This window comes from [Flexibacter] sp. ATCC 35103 (assembly GCF_001975985.1).
Lineage (GTDB): Bacteria > Bacteroidota > Bacteroidia > Flavobacteriales > Flavobacteriaceae > Flavobacterium.
The window spans coordinates 510,427-528,482 of the sequence record NZ_MTQF01000003.1; the positions used below are offsets into that span (position 1 = coordinate 510,427).

Consider the following 18,056-nt stretch of genomic DNA (forward strand, 5'->3'; position numbering starts at 1 on the left):
AAAAATGGAATATATTGAATTAAGAAGAATTGTTTTATTATCTACTCAAAAAGCTCTTTTAGGAATGATATATCCTGAGATAAGAGCTATTGGAGTTGGGTTTGAAAATAAAGATAAATTTACAATCGTATGTTATTTAGACAGAGAACCAAATGAAGATGATTATGAGATCTTAAGTGATGTTACAGGAGAGATTTTAAGTGATATTGATTTTTTAGAAGTAGAGGAAAAATGTGTTTTTTCTAACGAGACTTTTTTAAATCTTGAGACATTGGATTCATGGGTCTATAAGAGAAAGGAGAATTAAATATTTATGTCAAAATGAGTATTAACGTGCTACAAATGTTTTTTGTTCTACAATATTTCTCAATACCAGCTCTGCGAAGTCTCCTGATTTCCCCCGCTCCCGCACGAATCCTTTCGTGTGGCGTTATGCTGATTAAGGTTGAGTATGCTTAATATTTAAAAAATGAGTAGAAATTATAAATTTCATAATCCTGAAGGCTTGTATTTTATAAGCTTTGCTGTTGTGGGTTGGTTAGATGTATTTACTAGGAATGAATATAAAAATTTGTTTCTGGAAAGTTTAGAGTTTTGCCAGAAAAATAAAGGATTAGAAATTCATGCCTGGTGCATTATGACAAATCATGTGCATTTAGTTTTTAGGAGTATAAATGGTCAAAATCCAGAATTGCTGGTAGGTGATTTAAAGAGATTTACTAGTAGGTCTATTGTAAAAAGCATACAAGAAAATCCAAAAGAAAGTAGGAGAGAATTTTTGTTGGATTTTTTTAAGAAAGAAGCTGAAAAAAGTTCTAATGTAAATCATTATCAATTTTGGCGACATGATAACAGACCAATTGAGCTTTGGAGCAACAAAGTTATTCAACAAAAAATTGATTATGTTCACAAGAATCCAGTTGAAGAAGGATTAGTTTATAAAGCGGAAGATTATGTCTACAGTAGTGCCATTGATTATTCAGGTCAAAAAGGACTAATTGATGAAGTTGTTATTTTTAGAATGTTTGATGTTTAGCTGTTGCGCCACACGAAAGGATTCGTGCGGGAGCAGGGGGTCGAGAAATTTGAAATATTTCCGGCTGATATTTTCGATTATAATGATCCAAAGCAGACTCAAAACTGGTTAAAAACTATTGGTAAGGATGGCAATCCGATTTACATATTTAAAATTGTAAAATAATGAGAATAAAAACAGTGATTTTTTTAGGAGTACTTCTATTTTCAAAATTTGGATTTAGTCAGGAAAATGATGATTATGAAAATAGATTAAAAGGAATAAATAATAATACTATTTCTTTTTTTAATGTTGATGGTGTTGATTTTTCTACTCAGACATTTAATTATGAGTTTAGCGATAAATCTTTGAAAAAGTTATATCGAAAGTATTCAATAAAAGACGGTGATACAAAGGTTAAAGATTCATCTCTTTTGTATAATAATTTCTTTATTACAAGAGCTGAAAATAGTGGAGAAAAAATTAAACTAATTAATTCTTACTATTTTGTCGAAGATAAAAATAAAACGATTTCTGTTTTTTGGTTTGGTTATTTTAATAAGCCTGATAAAGAGTTTGAGAGAAAATATGTAAACAGAATTTTAAAAAATGAAATTCCTGCTTCAGTATATGAATCCAGGACAATTGATAGTATTGACTTTGCAGGAAAAAAAATAAAACTTGCAAGTAATTGTTATTGGACAAATGTCAATACGGTACAATGCCCTTATAATGGAGAAATGAATTGGTCAGTTCATAAAACATTTGAAAGTGCCAATGAAGCAATTACAAATCAGTTTGAGGCTACAAAAAATAAAAAAGGAGGAAAAATTATTTCTGAAGAAAATGTAAATGTAATTTTTGAAGGGAATGAAACTAAAGCAAAAAAAATAGTATATGATTTTACAGGTGTGAAATCTTTGTTTGCAGCAATATCCGGTGGAAAGACATTAACAATATATTATGTAGCAAGTAAAGTGAGAAATAATTATGTAAGCTGCTGCATGAGTTTTTGGAATAATGATACAATTACAGAAAGCGGATTGTCACCATTATTGGAAGAAGTAATGAAGATTAAATAATGCTATTAAGATTATATCTTTGCTCTGCAAATCTCCTAACTTCGTAGCGATAAAGATCAATAAGATTTAAAAACAATACCACCTTAAATTATTTCTATTCTAATCCCAATAAGATAAAGTTCATAGTGAATGAACAGGAAATAATGCAAATAATACCAGTACACTTTTTATAATTCATAGATTGTGTTCAAGAGGTAAATCCTCACTTATCGATGTTTTTTCTCATCGATTACAATACCAAATTTTATAAATACCACCAAAAAACCTTATTACTAACCACACTTTCTATTTACAAAAATGGAAGGTGGATTTTAAATTCAAAATTATGAAAATTAAAGATTTTTGATTTCCAGGATAAAATCCTGATAGCTAGAATATCTGCACCTGTAGTGCGGAAATTCTTTGCCCGTTTCAATAAGACAAATGATGTGTTAATAATAGTATTAAATCTAGAAGGTTTAACTTTTTGGGCACGGATTGCAAATTCGTGAGATCGGGCTATATTAAAACAAACAAAATTGAATCGATAAAGAAAAAATGAAGCTTTTAAAAGCATTCTCGAAAGATTCTCTAAAATTGAATAAAAACTAAACTAAAATAAATACATGAAAAGAACATTCCTTTTTTTTATACTCTCTTATGCATCTTCCTATAGTCAAACTTTTGATGGTAATTTGGGCACTAAAAGTTTGAATTGGACTCAAAATCAAAAAGATTTTACAAGTCCTCCAAGAGTTGGTATTGATCCTATGTCTATAAAACTTTGGGATAATTATAATAGCGCCAATTCACCTTCTCAATATGGTTCATTGTTAGAAATAAATGGGAGAGTGAATCATTTAGTTTCTCAGCTTTATTTTGTTGGTTCAGGAGCTGACAATGATAAAATAAAATACAGAACTGCATTTTATGGACAAAATGATTGGACTGAGTGGCGTAACATATTAGATTCAAAAAATGATGTTGAATCTACATGTAATCTAAAAATTGAAGGAGATGGTTATATAGCTGGAAATTTTTCAGTAGGAAACAATCATGGTGTTAAACTGTCGGTAGGGAATTCTTTATGGATAAGTACTTCAATAATTGAAACTGGTTATACTGATGCTATAGGGGATTTTACAGATTTAAAAGTGGCAAGTTATCGTGATAGTTATGGTTTTATTCGAATTTTGAAAAATGGTAATGTTGGTATCGGCGCAACAAACCCAGATTCAAAGCTTACAGTTGCCGGTAAAATTCATGCCCAGGAAGTAAAAGTTACACTTAGTGCAGGAACAGCAGTTCCTGATTACGTTTTTGCAAAAGATTATAAGTTAAAATCATTAAATGAAGTAGAAGAGTATATCAAACAAAACAGTCATTTACCAGAAATACCATCTGCGCAGGAAATAGAGAAAAACGGCTTAATGCTCGCAGACATGAATATGAGTTTGCTCAAAAAAATAGAAGAAATGACTTTGTATATGATCGAACAAGGAAAAGAAATAAAAAATCTGAAAAAGGAAAACGAAGCTCTTAGAACATTTTCAGACAGACTTTCTAAAATTGAGAATCAATTAGAGAAAAAATAAAAAGACTAGAGAATGTTGTTCAGAATTACAATTGGAAATTGAATTCAGTAAAAGTTAAAAAAGCGAGATTTAGGTCTCGCTTTTTCGTTTTTTAAACTTATTGTTTAATATATAGGTTTTACTATTATAATGTTATTTTTGCAGGAAATTTTTTAGACTTTAGTTTTATGAAAATCTGAGTTGTTTCAAAATATTTTTTAAAATAATTAGACAATAAGCCGTTGAAGTATTTTTAAGGATGTGTCTAATGATTTAAGATGCATTACCAAAATAAATAAAATTGAATCCATAAAATAAATAATATAAAGTTTTTAAATCATTCTTGAAACATTATCTAAATTGAACAAAAATTAAAATAACAGATGTATAAAAAAAAACGAAACTAGTAAAATAATTATAATACTGGCAATTGTATTATTTAATGCGACAAACTTAGTAGCGCAAACTTTAAACCCGACTAATAGTATAAGAGTTCCTGGTGCTGCAGATGCTTTTAAGGGAGGATATACTTTTTCTTATGCAACAGCAGGAACACCGTGGAACGGTGCATTAATAAGTTTTGGAGGGTTGGATAATAGATACGACTGTCAAATTAGTGCTGATTACGGTCCACATGGGGGCAATCGAATTTCTTTTAGAACTAAAAGTTCGGATTTAAATCCTGAAGGGATTCAAACATTCTATGGTGGTTTATCGGTTAGAAATTTATCAAATAGTAATAACAGTTCTGCTATAATGATCTCACATTCTATTGCAAATGGCAATCTTGTAACTTTTGGTACTTCTATTAGGTCAATCACGGAAAGCGAAGGTTCTAATATTTACGGAATGCAGTTTTTTACACAGGATTCGCATGGAACCGGTCAAACAGAAAAAGTCAGAATTCAGGGAAATGGTAATGTAGGTATCGGCACAACAGCCCCGGACTCCAGACTTACAGTTGCAGGAAATATCCATTCCCGAGAAGTAAAAGTAACTGTTAATGCAGGTCAGGTTCCGGATTATGTTTTTGCTAACGACTACAAATTAAAGTCATTGCAGGAAGTTGAAAAATATATCAAACAAAATAGTCATTTACCGGAAATACCATCTGCTCAGGAAATGGAAAGAAACGGTTTAATGCTTGCAGAAATGAATATGAGTTTGCTTAAAAAAATGGAAGAAATGACTTTGTATATAATCGAACAAAATAAGCAAATTATTGATTTGAAAAATCGCTTGGAAAAAGTAGAAAGTAAATAGAAAATACTACAAGAAAAGAGTAGTGTTAAAAAAGCGAGATTTAGGTCTCGCTTTTTTTTATTGTCATATTTTTTTTCTTAAAGGTGTATTTTTATTAAATCCTCATTTTTTTAATTAAAAATAATATGTATGCATAGTATTGCGGGTTTTGAAACTTTGATATTTGATTTTAATTTAATAAATCTAATTGATGAATAGTTAAAATTGTAACGAAATTAATATAGAATATTGATTTTATTTAACATTTTTTTATTAATATCAAAATTATTTGTATTTTGGCTATATAAACTAACCAAAAACAAACCTAAATGAGAGTATATTTACTAATTATGTTGTTTTTCAGCGGAATATCCTTCGCTCAAAATACAATTACCGGTTCTGTTACTGATGGTAACAAACAATCTATTCCTGGTGCTAACGTAAGTGTTGTAGGAGAACGAAGCGGTACTTCAACCGATTTTGATGGCACATTTAAACTAAGTACTTCTGCAAGATTGCCCTTGACGATCAAAGTGTCGGCAGTGGGGTTTGAATCTAAAACGATTAATGTAACATCAACGAGTCAAAAAGTAGATGTGGTATTAAAAGATGAAGAAACAAAACTGGATGAAATTGTTGTTTCGGCTTCGAGGACCCCTGAAAGGGTAATTGAGTCGCCTGTTACTATTGAAAGAATGGGAATTCAGGAAATTAGAAATACTACTGCGCCAACTTTTTATGATGGTTTAGAAAATTTAAAAGAGGTAAATTTTAATACAAGTAGTATTTCGTTTAAATCTATTAATACCCGTGGTTTTGCTTCTGTGGCTAATACCCGTTTCATGCAATTAGTTGATGGGATGGATAATTCTTCTCCGGCATTAAACTTTGTATTAGGGAATTTAATAGGAATCTCGGATATAGATGTGGCTAATGTAGAGCTTTTACCTGGCGCTTCTTCGGCACTTTACGGAGCGAATGCTTTTAATGGTATTATGTTTATGAATAGTAAAAGTCCTTTTACAAATGAAGGAATTAGTGTTTACTACAAATACGGTCAGACAACTCAAAAAGCTGCCGGAACAAATGATTATAATGATTTTGGAATTAGAGCAGCGAAAGCATTTACCAAACATTTTGCGTTAAAAGCCAATTTTACTTATATGGAAGCGACAGAATGGATTGCTGCCGATACCAGAAGTATGACTGGCGGATCTATTGGTCATGCGAATAATCAAAATTATGATGGATTAAATATTTATGGTGACGAGGTGACTACTTTTATCCCTAACGTGGGGCAGGTAAGCAGAACAGGTTATCGTGAACAAGATCTGACAGATAATAAAGTTAAAAACGTGAAAGCAGATTTCTCTGCTCACATTAGACCTTTTGCTGATGATACAGAAATTATCATGCAGTATAAAATTGGTTTGGGAAGTACAATTTACCAAGGAGCTAATAGATATGCTTTGAAAGATTTTATGATGCAGCAAGGAAAAGTTGAAGTAAAAGGAAAAAACTTTTTTGCAAGAGTATATGCTACAGATGAAGATGCAGGAAATTCATATGATATGAGATTCGCTGCATGGAATGTAAACAGAGCTGCAAAATCAGACCAGGAATGGTTTACTAATTACGCAACAGCTTATCAGTTATCTGGTGCTGTTATGGGAACCAATGCAAATGAGTCTGCTGCAATCGCAAGAAATTTTGCAGATTATAACGTGCTTCCTGCTCAAATTTCTTTTATACCAAAACCTAAAGGTTCGGCAAGATTTGAACCGGGTTCTGCTCAATTTAATAATGCTCTTGCAACAGTGGTTTCTAATCCTGATTTAACGCAGGGAGCAAAATTTATTGATCATTCGAAATTATATCACTCTGATGTGAATTATAATTTCAGAGATATGATTAAATGGGCTGAGATTCAGGTTGGTGGTTCATGGAGAGAATATGTAATGGATTCTGAAGGAACTATTTTTACAGATTATGACGGACCAATCAGTTATAGAGAATATGGAGCTTATGGTCAGTTGACTAAAAAATTCATGGATGACAGATTGAAATTCACAGGATCATTGCGTTATGATAAGAGTCAAAACTTTGATGGTAATTTATCTCCAAGAGTTTCATTTGTTTATTCTGCGGGAGAGTCTAAAAGACATAATTTCAGATTGTCTTATCAAACAGGTTTCCGTAATCCAACAACACAAGATCAATATATTGGTTTAGATTTAGGGCCATTTGCATTAATTGGTTCGGCGCCGGAAAATTTAGATCGTTTTCAGGAAACTGTTAATGTGAGTGCAGCAGGACAAACAGTCGCAGGTCAGCCTGCTACTATCGCAATGTCTGGTCAAAATGCATATCACAATGCATATACTGTGGCTTCTGTTCAGGCATTTGCTGCATCAGCTAATCCTGCTGATCTTAAAGTGGCAAATATCGGATTGGTTAAACCGGAGCAAGTTCAGGCTTTTGAAGTAGGATATCGTTCAGTGGTTCAAAATGATTTGTCAATTGATTTGAATGCTTATTACAATATTTATAATGATTTCATGAATACGGCAAGAGTAATATCTCCTTATTATGGAACCGTTGGTACGGATTCTTCTAATCCTTCAGTACAACAAACGTATCAGGCGTTGGCTTTTGGAGATCGAAGAGTCTATCAGGTATATACTAATACTACTGCTCAGGTTTCATCACTAGGTTTTGGTATTGGTTTGTCTAAAAAAGTATATAAAGATTTTGAAGTAGGTGCAAATTATAACTACGCGCAGTTTGATTTTAATCAGGCAGACGATCCAAGTTTTATAGCAGGTTTTAATACTCCAAAACATAGAATTAAAGCGTCTCTTGGAAATGCTAAAGTGATTAAAAATTTAGGTTTTAATGTTAATGTAAGATGGAATACAGAATATTTATGGCAATCTTCTTTTGGAGATGGTATTGTTCCGGAAAACACAGTGCTTGATGCTCAGATAAATTATGCTTTGACAAAATGGAAATCAGTTTTTAAAGTTGGGGCAACGAACCTTTTTGGATCAGATTATATCCAGGTAATTGGGGCAGGAGCAATTGGTCAGCAATGGTTTGTTTCCTGGACGATTAATCCATAATTATAAAAGTAGATGAAGCAGGTTTCTTTCTTTTTGTTTTTTTTGAAAATTAAATAGAAAGACGTAATAATTTTAAACTTAAGAACATGATAAAAAATATGAAATGGCTATTATTGGTTTCTTTAACCTTTATGGCATGTAATAATGATGATAGTAATGATACTCCTGCCGAAGTTCCGGTTGTTCCAGGATCTGCAGTTTTTACAAAATACATAGCACTTGGAGATTCGTTTGCTGCAGGCTATAGTGATGGTGCTTTGTTTGCAAAAGGACAAAGTAATTCATATGCTAATATCTTATCGCAGCAATTTGCAGCGGCAGGCGGCGGCGCTTTTACTACGCCTTTAATGCTGGATAATACCGGAGGGTTTTCTTCCGGAGGGGTACAAGTGGCTAAATTTCCAACAAGATTAATTTTTAATCCGGCTACAAGCGCTCCTGTAAATATTCCTGGTGTTTCCGGAACAGCGATAACAGCACATTTAACCGGTTCTTTTAGTAATATGGGAATTCCCGGTGCAAAAAGTTTTCACTTAATCGCGCCTGGATATGGAAATCTTGCCGGGGTTTTTGCAACTCCTGCTACAGCAAATCCTTATTTTGCACGTTTTTCTTCCTCGCCTACTACTAGTGTTCTTGCTGATGCTGTAGCACAGGCTCCTACATTCTTTTCTTTATTTATTGGAGGTAATGATGTTTTGGGTTATGCTACAAACGGAGGAGTGCCTACTTCGCAGGATCCTGTTTTGGGAGATGACATAACTCCAACAGCAACTTTTAATTTTGCATATAATACCTTGGTTAATACTTTGACTGCAAATGGCGCAAAAGGTGTAGTTGCAAATTTACCATACATTACAACCTTGCCACATTTTACAACAGTGCCTTATAATCCGCTTACGGCAAAATCAATTGGTAAAGACAATGAAGTAGTTGGTCTGGCAACGATTAAGTTGCTTAATGCACAATTATATGGTCCGCTAAAACAAGCCTTAACTGCTTTTGGTGCGGGAGACAGAATTAATTTGCTGTCTGAAACTTCTACCAGCCCGGTATTGATAAAAGACGAAACGTTGCCTAATTTATCTGCACAATTAGCAGCAGCATTTACGCCAACATTAGGAGCGCAGACTGCGGCTTTTTATGGTGCGATATTTGGTCAGGCGAGACAGGCTAAATCTACAGATTTGTTATTGTTAACTACCAGAGCTGCAATTGGTACAGCGCCAACTGCTCTTGATTCTGGTGTGGGAATTGCTCCTCCATATCCATTAAATGCATTTGGTGTATCGTTTCCTTTACAGGATAAACATGTATTGATTCCTTCTGAGATTGCTGAAATTAAAGTAGCAACAGATGCTTATAATGTAATAATTGCTGCCGCTGCAGAGGCAAAAGGATTGGCTTTTGTTGATACAAGAAGTGTATTAACGCAGTTGTCTAGCGGAGGAATTCGTTTTGGCAATTTTACAATGACTTCCTCTTATGCTGTTGGGGGCGCTTTTTCTCTTGATGGAGTGCATCCAAGTCCAAGAGGTTACGGTTTGATTGCAAATATATTTATAGATGCTATTAATACAAAATATGGCTCAACATTACGTCACGTAGATTTGGCTTTATATCCAATTCAATATGGGGCAACCATAAAATAATGCCAATTTTTTTAGTAAGAAAGTCACTCGTTTGCAAAATGTAGTGGCTTTTTTTATTTTTGCTAAAAAATGCTTTTTTCGGTATTTGAAGCCTGAGTTTTAGGAATCAAACAAAATAATAGTATTTTTTATAAAAAAAAATTGATTTTATATTTTAAAAAATTATCTTTGCGCTCTGAAAAAAGAGGTATTTTCGATAAACCTAAATAGCTATTTAATAAATACATAAGTAATGTCAAAAGTAATAGGAAAAGTTGCTCAAATCATTGGACCAGTAGTTGACGTAGTTTTCAACGGTAAGGATGTTGAACTTCCAAAAATTTATGATTCACTAGAAATCACTAAAAAAGACGGAACATTATTAGTTCTAGAAGTGCAATCTCACATTGGAGAAAACACTGTTCGTACCATTTCTATGGACTCTACAGACGGTTTGTCTAGAGGATATGAAGTAGTTGGAACTGGTAATCCAATCCAAATGCCAATCGGTCCAGATGTATATGGAAGATTATTTAATGTAATTGGAGATGCAATTGATGGTTTAGGAAACTTGCCAAAAACAGGAGAATTTGGTTTGTCTATTCACAGACAAGCGCCTAAATTTGAAGATCTATCAACTTCATCTGAAGTTTTATTCACAGGTATTAAAGTAATCGATTTGATTGAGCCTTATGCAAAAGGGGGTAAAATTGGATTGTTTGGTGGTGCTGGTGTTGGTAAAACAGTATTAATTCAGGAGTTGATCAACAATATCGCAAAAGGTCACGGTGGACTTTCAGTATTCGCAGGAGTAGGAGAAAGAACACGTGAAGGAAATGACTTGCTTCGTGAGATGTTAGAGTCAGGAATTATTAAATACGGTGATGATTTCATGCACTCTATGGAAAATGGAGGATGGGATTTATCTAAAGTAGATATGCCAGGAATGAGAGAGTCTAAAGCTACTTTCGTTTTCGGACAAATGAATGAGCCTCCTGGAGCTCGTGCCCGTGTAGCACTTTCAGGATTATCTATCGCTGAGTATTTCCGTGATGGAGCAGGAACTGATCAAGGTAAAGACGTATTGTTTTTCGTTGATAACATCTTCCGTTTTACACAAGCAGGTTCTGAGGTATCAGCACTTTTAGGTCGTATGCCTTCTGCAGTAGGATACCAACCAACTTTGGCAACAGAGATGGGAGCAATGCAAGAGCGTATTACATCTACAAACAAAGGATCTATTACATCTGTGCAAGCGGTTTACGTTCCTGCGGATGATTTAACTGACCCGGCACCGGCAACAACATTTGCTCACTTAGATGCAACAACTGTATTGTCTCGTAAAATTGCTGAGCTAGGTATTTATCCAGCGGTTGACCCGTTAGATTCTACTTCAAGAATTTTGACTCCTCAAATCCTAGGAAATGAGCATTATGACTGTGCACAAAGAGTAAAAGAAATTCTTCAAAAATACAAACAATTGCAAGATATTATTGCGATCCTTGGTATGGAAGAATTATCTGAAGAAGATAAATTATCAGTATCAAGAGCACGTCGTGTTCAACGTTTCTTATCTCAGCCTTTCCACGTAGCGGAGCAATTTACAGGTATTCCTGGAGTTTTGGTTGATATTAAAGATACTATCAAAGGATTCAACATGATTATCGACGGTGAATTAGATCATCTTCCAGAAGCAGCTTTCAACTTGAAAGGTTCTATTCAGGATGCTATCGAAGCTGGAGAAAAAATGTTAGCTGAAGCATAATCTAGTTTTCAGTATTCTGTCGCAGTATTCAGTACTGAGACTGTTAACTGAGACTGTAAACTAAAAAAAGATGATTTTAGAAATAGTATCACCAGAGGCAAAATTATTTTCAGGAGAAGTAACATCTGTTACATTGCCTGGAGTTGATGGAAGCTTTCAAATATTGAATAATCACGCTCCTATTGTTTCTATTCTGGAAAAAGGAACTGTAAAGATTGCAGCGCCAAGTTTTAATTTTTCTAAAGACGTAGCGAGTAAATTCACGAGAGTAAACGACCAGACTTATACATTAGAGATTCAGTCAGGAACTATCGAGATGAAAGACAATAAAGTAATTGTTTTAGTTGACTAAGACGATTTTAAAATAATTTTTAAAAGCCATTCGCTGCGGTGAATGGCTTTTTTTATTTTTGGATAATGAAAGATTTACCACAAGATAAATTAGTATACACTTCAGATAGGCCTTTCTGGAATTTTTTAATTTCTATTCCATTGTATTATTTTATGTTTCGGACAACATGTAAAACAGTTGAATTGTTTTATGCTGGCAGAATTTGGTATGCTGTACAGTTTCTGGTTACAATGTTTTTTTTATTTGTTTGTGCAGCAGGAATAACATTTACTAAAAAAGTATACACAAATTCAAGAGATAAAAACGTTCGCTTTAATTTTACATTATTTGGAATTCCGTTATGTAAAGACACAATATTTAAGAATGTTCAATATGTGTCAGTTTATAAAAATCATACAGATCGGGATTTTGAAGTCAATATTTATCTCACAGAAACTAAAAAGAAATCGGTTTCAGTATATTTAGATTCAAAACAGGCTTTTAAACTGGCGATAAATATAGCAACTGGATTAAATGTTGATCTGCTCGACGCGACAGAAAAAGGAAACTTTAAATGGATAGAAAAAGATAATATAAAATAAATGAAAGCCCTTCGCAGAGACGAAGGGCTTTTTTGTTTTACTAAAATCCGTATATTTGAACTATTAGAATCTCTTTATAAAATATTGATTATTTATAAAAGCTCAGTAAGCTTTTATTATTTCGTTTTATCGGCTTGATAAAGCGTATTTATCTATGTCAAATTTTATAAAGAATGCAAATGAAAACTATACATAAAGTTGCCGTTTTAGGCGGTGGAGGAAGAGCTGGAAATTATCTTGTAAACCAGTTATTAAAAGAAGGATTCAGCATAAAACTTCTGTTGAGACATCCTGAAAATTTTACTATTCAAAGTTCAGAAATCGAAATTATCAAAGGTGATGCACTTGATATTGAATCCATAAAAGTATTACTTCAGGATTGTCAGGCTGTAATGAGCACAGTTGGTCAGCGAAAAGAAGAACCTCTTGTTGCCAGTTCAGCGACCAATAATATTCTGAAAGTAATGAACAAGTACAAAATTGAACGATATGTTTTATTGGCCGGACTAAATATTGATACACCTTTTGATAAAAAAAGCCCCAAAACTACTTTGGCAACTGAATGGATGAAAACAAATTTCCCTATAATTCAGGAAGACCGTCAAAAAGCGTATGACCTTTTGTTAAAAAGTGATGTCAATTGGACTCAGGTTCGGGTTCCGTTTATTGAATTTAATGATATAAGTTCTCAGATTTCAATAAGTTTAGAAGATTGCTTGGGAGATAAAATAAGTGCAATTGATATCGCCAAATTTATGATTCAGGAAATGACTGAGTCAAAATTCAGCAGACAATCGCCTTTCATAAGTTCGATTTAAAAAGCAAATTAAAAACAGCGGGTATTATCAAACCCGCTGTTTATTCAATATCAACTTCAATTTTCATAACTTTGTTTTTATGAAATTACCGGAAAATCTTATTCAGAAGCTTGAAAACCGAAAGCAAAATAATTCATTAAGACAATTGCCAAGTTTTAATAATCTTGTCGATTTTTCTTCTAATGATTATATTGGATTTTCAAAATCTGAAACGATTTTCAAATTAGCGCACCATTATTTAATCGAAAATGAAATTATTCAAAATGGCGCAACAGGTTCTCGTTTAATTTCAGGTAACCATACTGTTTATCAAATTGCAGAAACATTTATTGCGCAATTTCATGACGTAGAATCGGCTTTAATCTTTAATTCGGGTTACGATGCCAATGTTGGTTTTTTTAGCGCTGTACCGCAGCGAAATGATGTTATACTTTATGATGAATTGAGTCACGCTTCTATTCGCGACGGAATTGTAATGGCTAATGCCAAATCGTATAAATTCAATCACAATGATTTTGAAGATCTGGAGCGATTAATCCAGAAATTTCCCAACACCAATATCTATATTGTTACTGAAACCGTTTTCTCGATGGATGGTGATAGTCCTAATCTGGAAGAATTAGCAGAGTTGTCTGAAAAATACAATTGCTATTTGGTGGTTGACGAAGCGCATACTTTAGGTGTTTTTGGAGAAAAAGGTGAAGGTTTGGCACAATACCTTCAAATACATAATAGGATCTTTGCCCGAATCATGACTTTTGGGAAAGGTTTAGGATGTCACGGTTCTGTGATTTTAGGCAGCACAGAACTTAAAGAATATTTAGTAAACTTTGCCCGAAGTTTTATTTACACAACAGGATTATCCCCACATTCAGTTGCTACAATTTTGGTGGCATATCAGCAATTAGAAATCGATAAAGAAGCAATTGTTCAATTACGTCAGAATATCATATTATTCAATCAGCAAAAAAACTTGCTGGGTTTAAAACCAATGTTTGTTCGAAGCAAATCAGCAATACAATCAGCAATAGTCCCGGGAAACGAAAAGGTAAAGCGATTAGCAAAACAACTACAGGATAAAGGTTTTGATGTAAAACCAATTCTTTCGCCAACCGTTCCGGAAGGTCAGGAACGTTTGCGTTTTTGTATTCATAGTTATAACTCTGAAGATGAAATTAACCAAATATTAGAATTGTTAGGAAATTTCGTATTTTAGCCCACGGATGAAACCGATTTAACTGGTTTACGCGGATGATTATGACTGATCTACTACATAAAGAAATATCAAAACCAATATTACAAGTCTTTTATGATTTATACAACCAACTTGGTTATGGATTTCTAGAAAAAGTATATCAAAATGCGATGTACTTTGAATTAAGGGCACAGGGCTATAAAGTTGAAGCTCAGAAACAAATAAAAGTCTATTTTAAGAATCAATTAGTCGGAGAGTTTTATGCTGATTTGCTAGTTGAAGAAACTATAATTGTTGAGTTAAAAGCATGCGAACATCTTATTAATCCTCATGTTGCACAATTGATGAATTATTTAAAAGCAACTAAAATAGAAGTTGGTTTGGTTCTTAATTTTGGTGAAACCCCGGAATTTAAAAGACTGGTTTATACAAATAACAGAAAATCTAATATGAAAAATCTGTGAGAATCAGTTTGATCCGTTCAATCAGTGGCCTGTTTCACAGTTTTTATTCTTAAAAAATCGAATGTAAGGTCTTGTTTTTATTCGGTTTTCTAAAAAACTTTAATTTTTTTTGTAACGTTTTGATTGTTTGATTACTTACGAGTCGTAATCAAATAAACCAAAATAATTATGAAAACTATAATCACTTCTGTTAAAAGAATCATTTGTAATGTATTGCTTTTTTTAACCTCATTACAAGTAACTTATTCATTGGTAAACCATCATTTATATGGTAAGCCTTATCCTCATCTTTTTATTATAATTGTTTGTTTGCTTGTGGCAACTTTCGCTTCGATAAAAAAAGAGCAATACAGTAAAAAATAAAAGGAGTTTTAATCATCAAATCAATCAATAACAGTAATCAATCAACAAAATGAAAAATTTATTTACATCAGCAGTAATCATAATTGCTTTAATTTTAAGCACAACTACTCAGGCACAAACGAACTCACCAAAACTTGAAAATTCACTTTTATGGGAAGTATCAGGAAACGGATTGTCAAAACCTACTTATTTGTATGGAACGATACATATGATTTGTTCAGGAGATTATTTTCTTTCGGAAAAAACAAAAACAGCATTTGATGCATCTGACAAATTAATTTTGGAATTTAATCTTGATGATCCAAAGGAAATGACTGATATGCAGCAAATGGTAATGGGAAAACAACCTTTAAGTAAAAGTTTAACTCCGGAACAATTGACTAAATTAGATGCGATATTAAAAAAATCCGCCGGAATAACCCTTCAGCAAGTTGATTCTTTTAGTTTAATGAGTGTTATGAGTTTGATCTTATCGAAAAGTTTTGAATGTACCGATATGAAGTTTTATGAAATGGATTTTATAGCAAGTGCAAAGAAACGTAAGGAACAAATTGGAGGATTAGAAACCGTAAAATCTCAATTCAAATCGTTTGAAGATGCTTATTCTGTTGATGAAATGATTGCAATGCTGGAGGAATCTGATACAGAATTATCGAAAGATATGGTTGTGGCTTATAAACAAGAAAAATTAGAAGACTTATATGAAATTATAACGGCAGAAAAAGTAATGAACGATAAAGCAAAAAAATATATGCTTTATGAAAGAAATATAAATTGGGTAAAAAGTTTGCCTGAAATGATGAAAAAAGAAAGCTTATTTGTGGCAGTTGGATCAGCACATCTGGCTGGTGAAGAAGGATTAATTAGTTTGTTGAGAAAAGCAGGATACAAAGTAAAACCGGTAACGAAATAGAATCGTTTTGAAAGAGAAAGAACAAGAATTTTTAAAAAGGATCGAAAGTCATAAAGGAATACTTTATAAGGTTTCTAAAATGTATATGGATAATCCTGATGATCAGCAGGATTTGTTTCAGGAGATTATTTGCCAGCTCTGGAAATCGTATGATTCTTTTAGAAACGAAAGTCAGTTTTCGACCTGGATGTATCGCGTTGCAGTAAATACAGCGATTGTTTTTTTAAGGAAGGAAAAGCGAAAAGTAGATAAATATGAAATTGCCTCTGAAAATATCAAAGACGATGAAAGCGATTCTCACATCAAAGAAAGTCAGATCGATCATTTTTATAAAGCTGTTCAGAAACTTGAAAAAATAGATAAGGCAATTATTTTCTATCAGTTAGAAGGTTTCTCTCATAAAGAAATAGGAGAGAACCTGGGAATATCAGAAGGAAATGCAAGAGTAAAATTAAACAGAGCAAAAGAAAAATTAAAAGAAATAATTAAAAATCAAGGATATGGATTTTAACGATATACAAAACGCATGGAACAACGAAAAAACGGATAATGTTATTGTTCCCGATACTTTATCAAAAATACAATCAGCAAATATGCCATTAGATAAAATTAGAAAAAACTTGCGTAAAGAGCTTTTTGGACAGATCCTGGCTTTGGTTATTATAGGTTTTCTGCCATTACACAGCGAGTTTCCGTCAAGATTAACAGGTCCATATTATTTTATATACGGAATAGTTATCGCGATAAGCATTTATTATCTGGCACAACTTTTTCTATTTTATAAGAGACTGGATAAAGCAGCATTGACTACCAAAGACAGTTTGTATGAAACCTATTATGACATTAGACTTAATATGCAGCTGTATAAAACATTTACGTTTGTGCTGGCTCCTTTTTTGATGATTTATCTGGCGGGTTACTTGTTTTTTAAAAATCATGATTCAATAGAAATTTTGAAAGGAAATTTTGAAAATGGAAAATTACTTGTAAAAGTGGCCATTTTAGTGATAACAATATTACTCATTGGTGTGTTTACAGAATGGTGGGTGAGTTTTTATTACGGAAAATATGCAAAAGAAATCAAGAAAGTAATTGACGAACTTAAAGAAGAAAAATAAAAACAATCAAACCCGTCGTAATGATGGGTTTTGTTTTTAGTGGTATTTTTGTATCATTGCCCACGGATAAAACGGGTGTAACAGATTTACACCCATTATTTACTTTTTGGTTGTTGGCAATTAATAAAAAAAAATCCGCTTTAACCTGTTCAATCAGTGTTATCTGTGGTCTAATTATTATGAAAATATTTGTAACAGGAATTTCAACCGATGTTGGAAAAACGATTGCTTCTTCTATTATTGTTGAGGCTTTAGAAGCTGATTATTGGAAACCTATTCAAGCTGGAGATTTAGACAATTCTGATAGTCATAAAGTTAAGGCAAGAATTTCTAATGAGAAAACTCAGATATACGATAATAGTTACAAATTAAATACACCAGCAAGTCCGCATTTAGCAGCAGGAATTGATGGAATTAAGATTGATCTGAACCATATAAAAGAGCCAAAAACGAATAACCATTTAGTGATCGAAGGAGCTGGTGGAATTTTTGTTCCCTTGAATGAAAATGATACTATAATCGATTTAATTCAGCCCGATTACAAAATAATTATTGTTTCAAGACATTATTTAGGAAGCATCAATCATACATTATTGACTATAGAAGCAATTATAAATCGAGGTTTAACAGTTGCAGGAATTATCTTTAGCGGAAACGAAAACAAATCGACTGAAAGTTTAATTCTAAATAAAACCGGAATTAAATTAATAGGCAGAATTGAGGAAGAACCTTATTTTGATCAAAATGTAATAAAGGAATACGCTGATTTGTTTCGGGATAATTTACTTCATTTATAGAAGAGAGAAGATAGAATAAAGAAAACAGACTTTCCTATCTTTGTC

At 32.8% G+C, this 18,056-nt stretch carries 18 protein-coding genes; all 18 read left to right on the plus strand.

The features are described from left to right. Nucleotides 1-4 precede the first annotated feature (4 nt). The 18 genes from BXU01_RS06505 (at nt 5) to bioD (ending at nt 18,011) form a co-directional block, all read left to right on the plus strand. A complete protein-coding gene (locus tag BXU01_RS06505) occupies nt 5-307 on the plus strand; it encodes a hypothetical protein (protein WP_083692380.1) in 303 nt (100 codons plus the stop codon). 162 nt (nt 308-469) lie between these two features. After that, the gene (locus tag BXU01_RS06510) at nt 470-1,036 is read left to right on the plus strand and encodes a transposase (RefSeq protein ID WP_083692382.1); all 567 of its coding nucleotides are present in this window, start codon (nt 470-472) and stop codon (nt 1,034-1,036) included. Between the two features lie 164 nt (nt 1,037-1,200). Continuing rightward, nucleotides 1,201-2,097: a hypothetical protein gene (locus BXU01_RS06515; RefSeq protein ID WP_083692384.1), complete on the plus strand. Its 897-nt coding sequence runs from the start codon at nt 1,201-1,203 to the stop codon at nt 2,095-2,097. A 605-nt stretch (nt 2,098-2,702) separates the two neighbouring features. Then, nucleotides 2,703-3,671 carry a tail fiber protein gene (locus tag BXU01_RS06520; protein ID WP_083692387.1) on the plus strand — a complete coding sequence of 323 codons (969 nt, stop codon included), beginning with the start codon at nt 2,703-2,705 and terminating at the stop codon, nt 3,669-3,671. Nucleotides 3,672-4,238: 567 nt separating this feature from the next. Next, on the plus strand, nt 4,239-4,913 hold the full coding sequence (locus BXU01_RS06525) for a tail fiber protein (protein WP_083692389.1): 675 nt from the start codon (nt 4,239-4,241) through the stop codon (nt 4,911-4,913). 308 nt (nt 4,914-5,221) lie between these two features. Then, nucleotides 5,222-8,014 carry a TonB-dependent receptor gene (locus BXU01_RS06530; protein WP_083692391.1) on the plus strand — a complete coding sequence of 931 codons (2,793 nt, stop codon included), beginning with the start codon at nt 5,222-5,224 and terminating at the stop codon, nt 8,012-8,014. A gap of 86 nt (nt 8,015-8,100) precedes the next feature. Further along, nucleotides 8,101-9,666 carry a G-D-S-L family lipolytic protein gene (locus BXU01_RS06535; protein WP_083692394.1) on the plus strand — a complete coding sequence of 522 codons (1,566 nt, stop codon included), beginning with the start codon at nt 8,101-8,103 and terminating at the stop codon, nt 9,664-9,666. Between the two features lie 232 nt (nt 9,667-9,898). After that, nucleotides 9,899-11,410 carry a F0F1 ATP synthase subunit beta gene (atpD, locus tag BXU01_RS06540; RefSeq protein WP_083692396.1) on the plus strand — a complete coding sequence of 504 codons (1,512 nt, stop codon included), beginning with the start codon at nt 9,899-9,901 and terminating at the stop codon, nt 11,408-11,410. 70 nt (nt 11,411-11,480) lie between these two features. Next, entirely contained in the window at nt 11,481-11,762 is a 282-nt protein-coding gene (locus BXU01_RS06545) for a F0F1 ATP synthase subunit epsilon (protein WP_055094163.1), read from the plus strand. A 65-nt stretch (nt 11,763-11,827) separates the two neighbouring features. Further along, a complete protein-coding gene (locus tag BXU01_RS06550; RefSeq protein WP_083692399.1) occupies nt 11,828-12,343 on the plus strand; it encodes a hypothetical protein in 516 nt (171 codons plus the stop codon). 179 nt (nt 12,344-12,522) lie between these two features. Beyond that, a complete protein-coding gene (locus tag BXU01_RS06555; RefSeq protein WP_083692705.1) occupies nt 12,523-13,161 on the plus strand; it encodes an NAD(P)-dependent oxidoreductase in 639 nt (212 codons plus the stop codon). A 79-nt stretch (nt 13,162-13,240) separates the two neighbouring features. After that, nucleotides 13,241-14,377, plus strand: coding sequence for a pyridoxal phosphate-dependent aminotransferase family protein (locus BXU01_RS06560; protein WP_083692402.1), 1,137 nt, complete (start codon nt 13,241-13,243; stop codon nt 14,375-14,377). A 41-nt stretch (nt 14,378-14,418) separates the two neighbouring features. Continuing rightward, complete coding sequence (locus tag BXU01_RS06565) at nt 14,419-14,820, plus strand: GxxExxY protein (RefSeq protein WP_083692404.1); 402 nt, start codon at nt 14,419-14,421, stop codon at nt 14,818-14,820. 168 nt (nt 14,821-14,988) lie between these two features. Then, on the plus strand, nt 14,989-15,183 hold the full coding sequence (locus BXU01_RS23470) for a hypothetical protein (protein WP_123773962.1): 195 nt from the start codon (nt 14,989-14,991) through the stop codon (nt 15,181-15,183). 49 nt (nt 15,184-15,232) lie between these two features. After that, nucleotides 15,233-16,096, plus strand: a complete 864-nt coding sequence (locus BXU01_RS06570) for a TraB/GumN family protein (protein ID WP_083692406.1) — start codon at nt 15,233-15,235, stop codon at nt 16,094-16,096. Between the two features lie 7 nt (nt 16,097-16,103). Beyond that, on the plus strand, nt 16,104-16,607 hold the full coding sequence (locus BXU01_RS06575; RefSeq protein ID WP_083692408.1) for an RNA polymerase sigma factor: 504 nt from the start codon (nt 16,104-16,106) through the stop codon (nt 16,605-16,607). Further along, nucleotides 16,597-17,214, plus strand: a complete 618-nt coding sequence (locus tag BXU01_RS06580) for a hypothetical protein (protein ID WP_083692410.1) — start codon at nt 16,597-16,599, stop codon at nt 17,212-17,214. Before BXU01_RS06575 ends, BXU01_RS06580 begins: the two co-directional genes overlap by 11 nt. A 179-nt stretch (nt 17,215-17,393) precedes the next feature. Next, nucleotides 17,394-18,011, plus strand: coding sequence for a dethiobiotin synthase (bioD, locus tag BXU01_RS06585; RefSeq protein ID WP_083692706.1), 618 nt, complete (start codon nt 17,394-17,396; stop codon nt 18,009-18,011). Nucleotides 18,012-18,056: the final 45 nt, after the last annotated feature.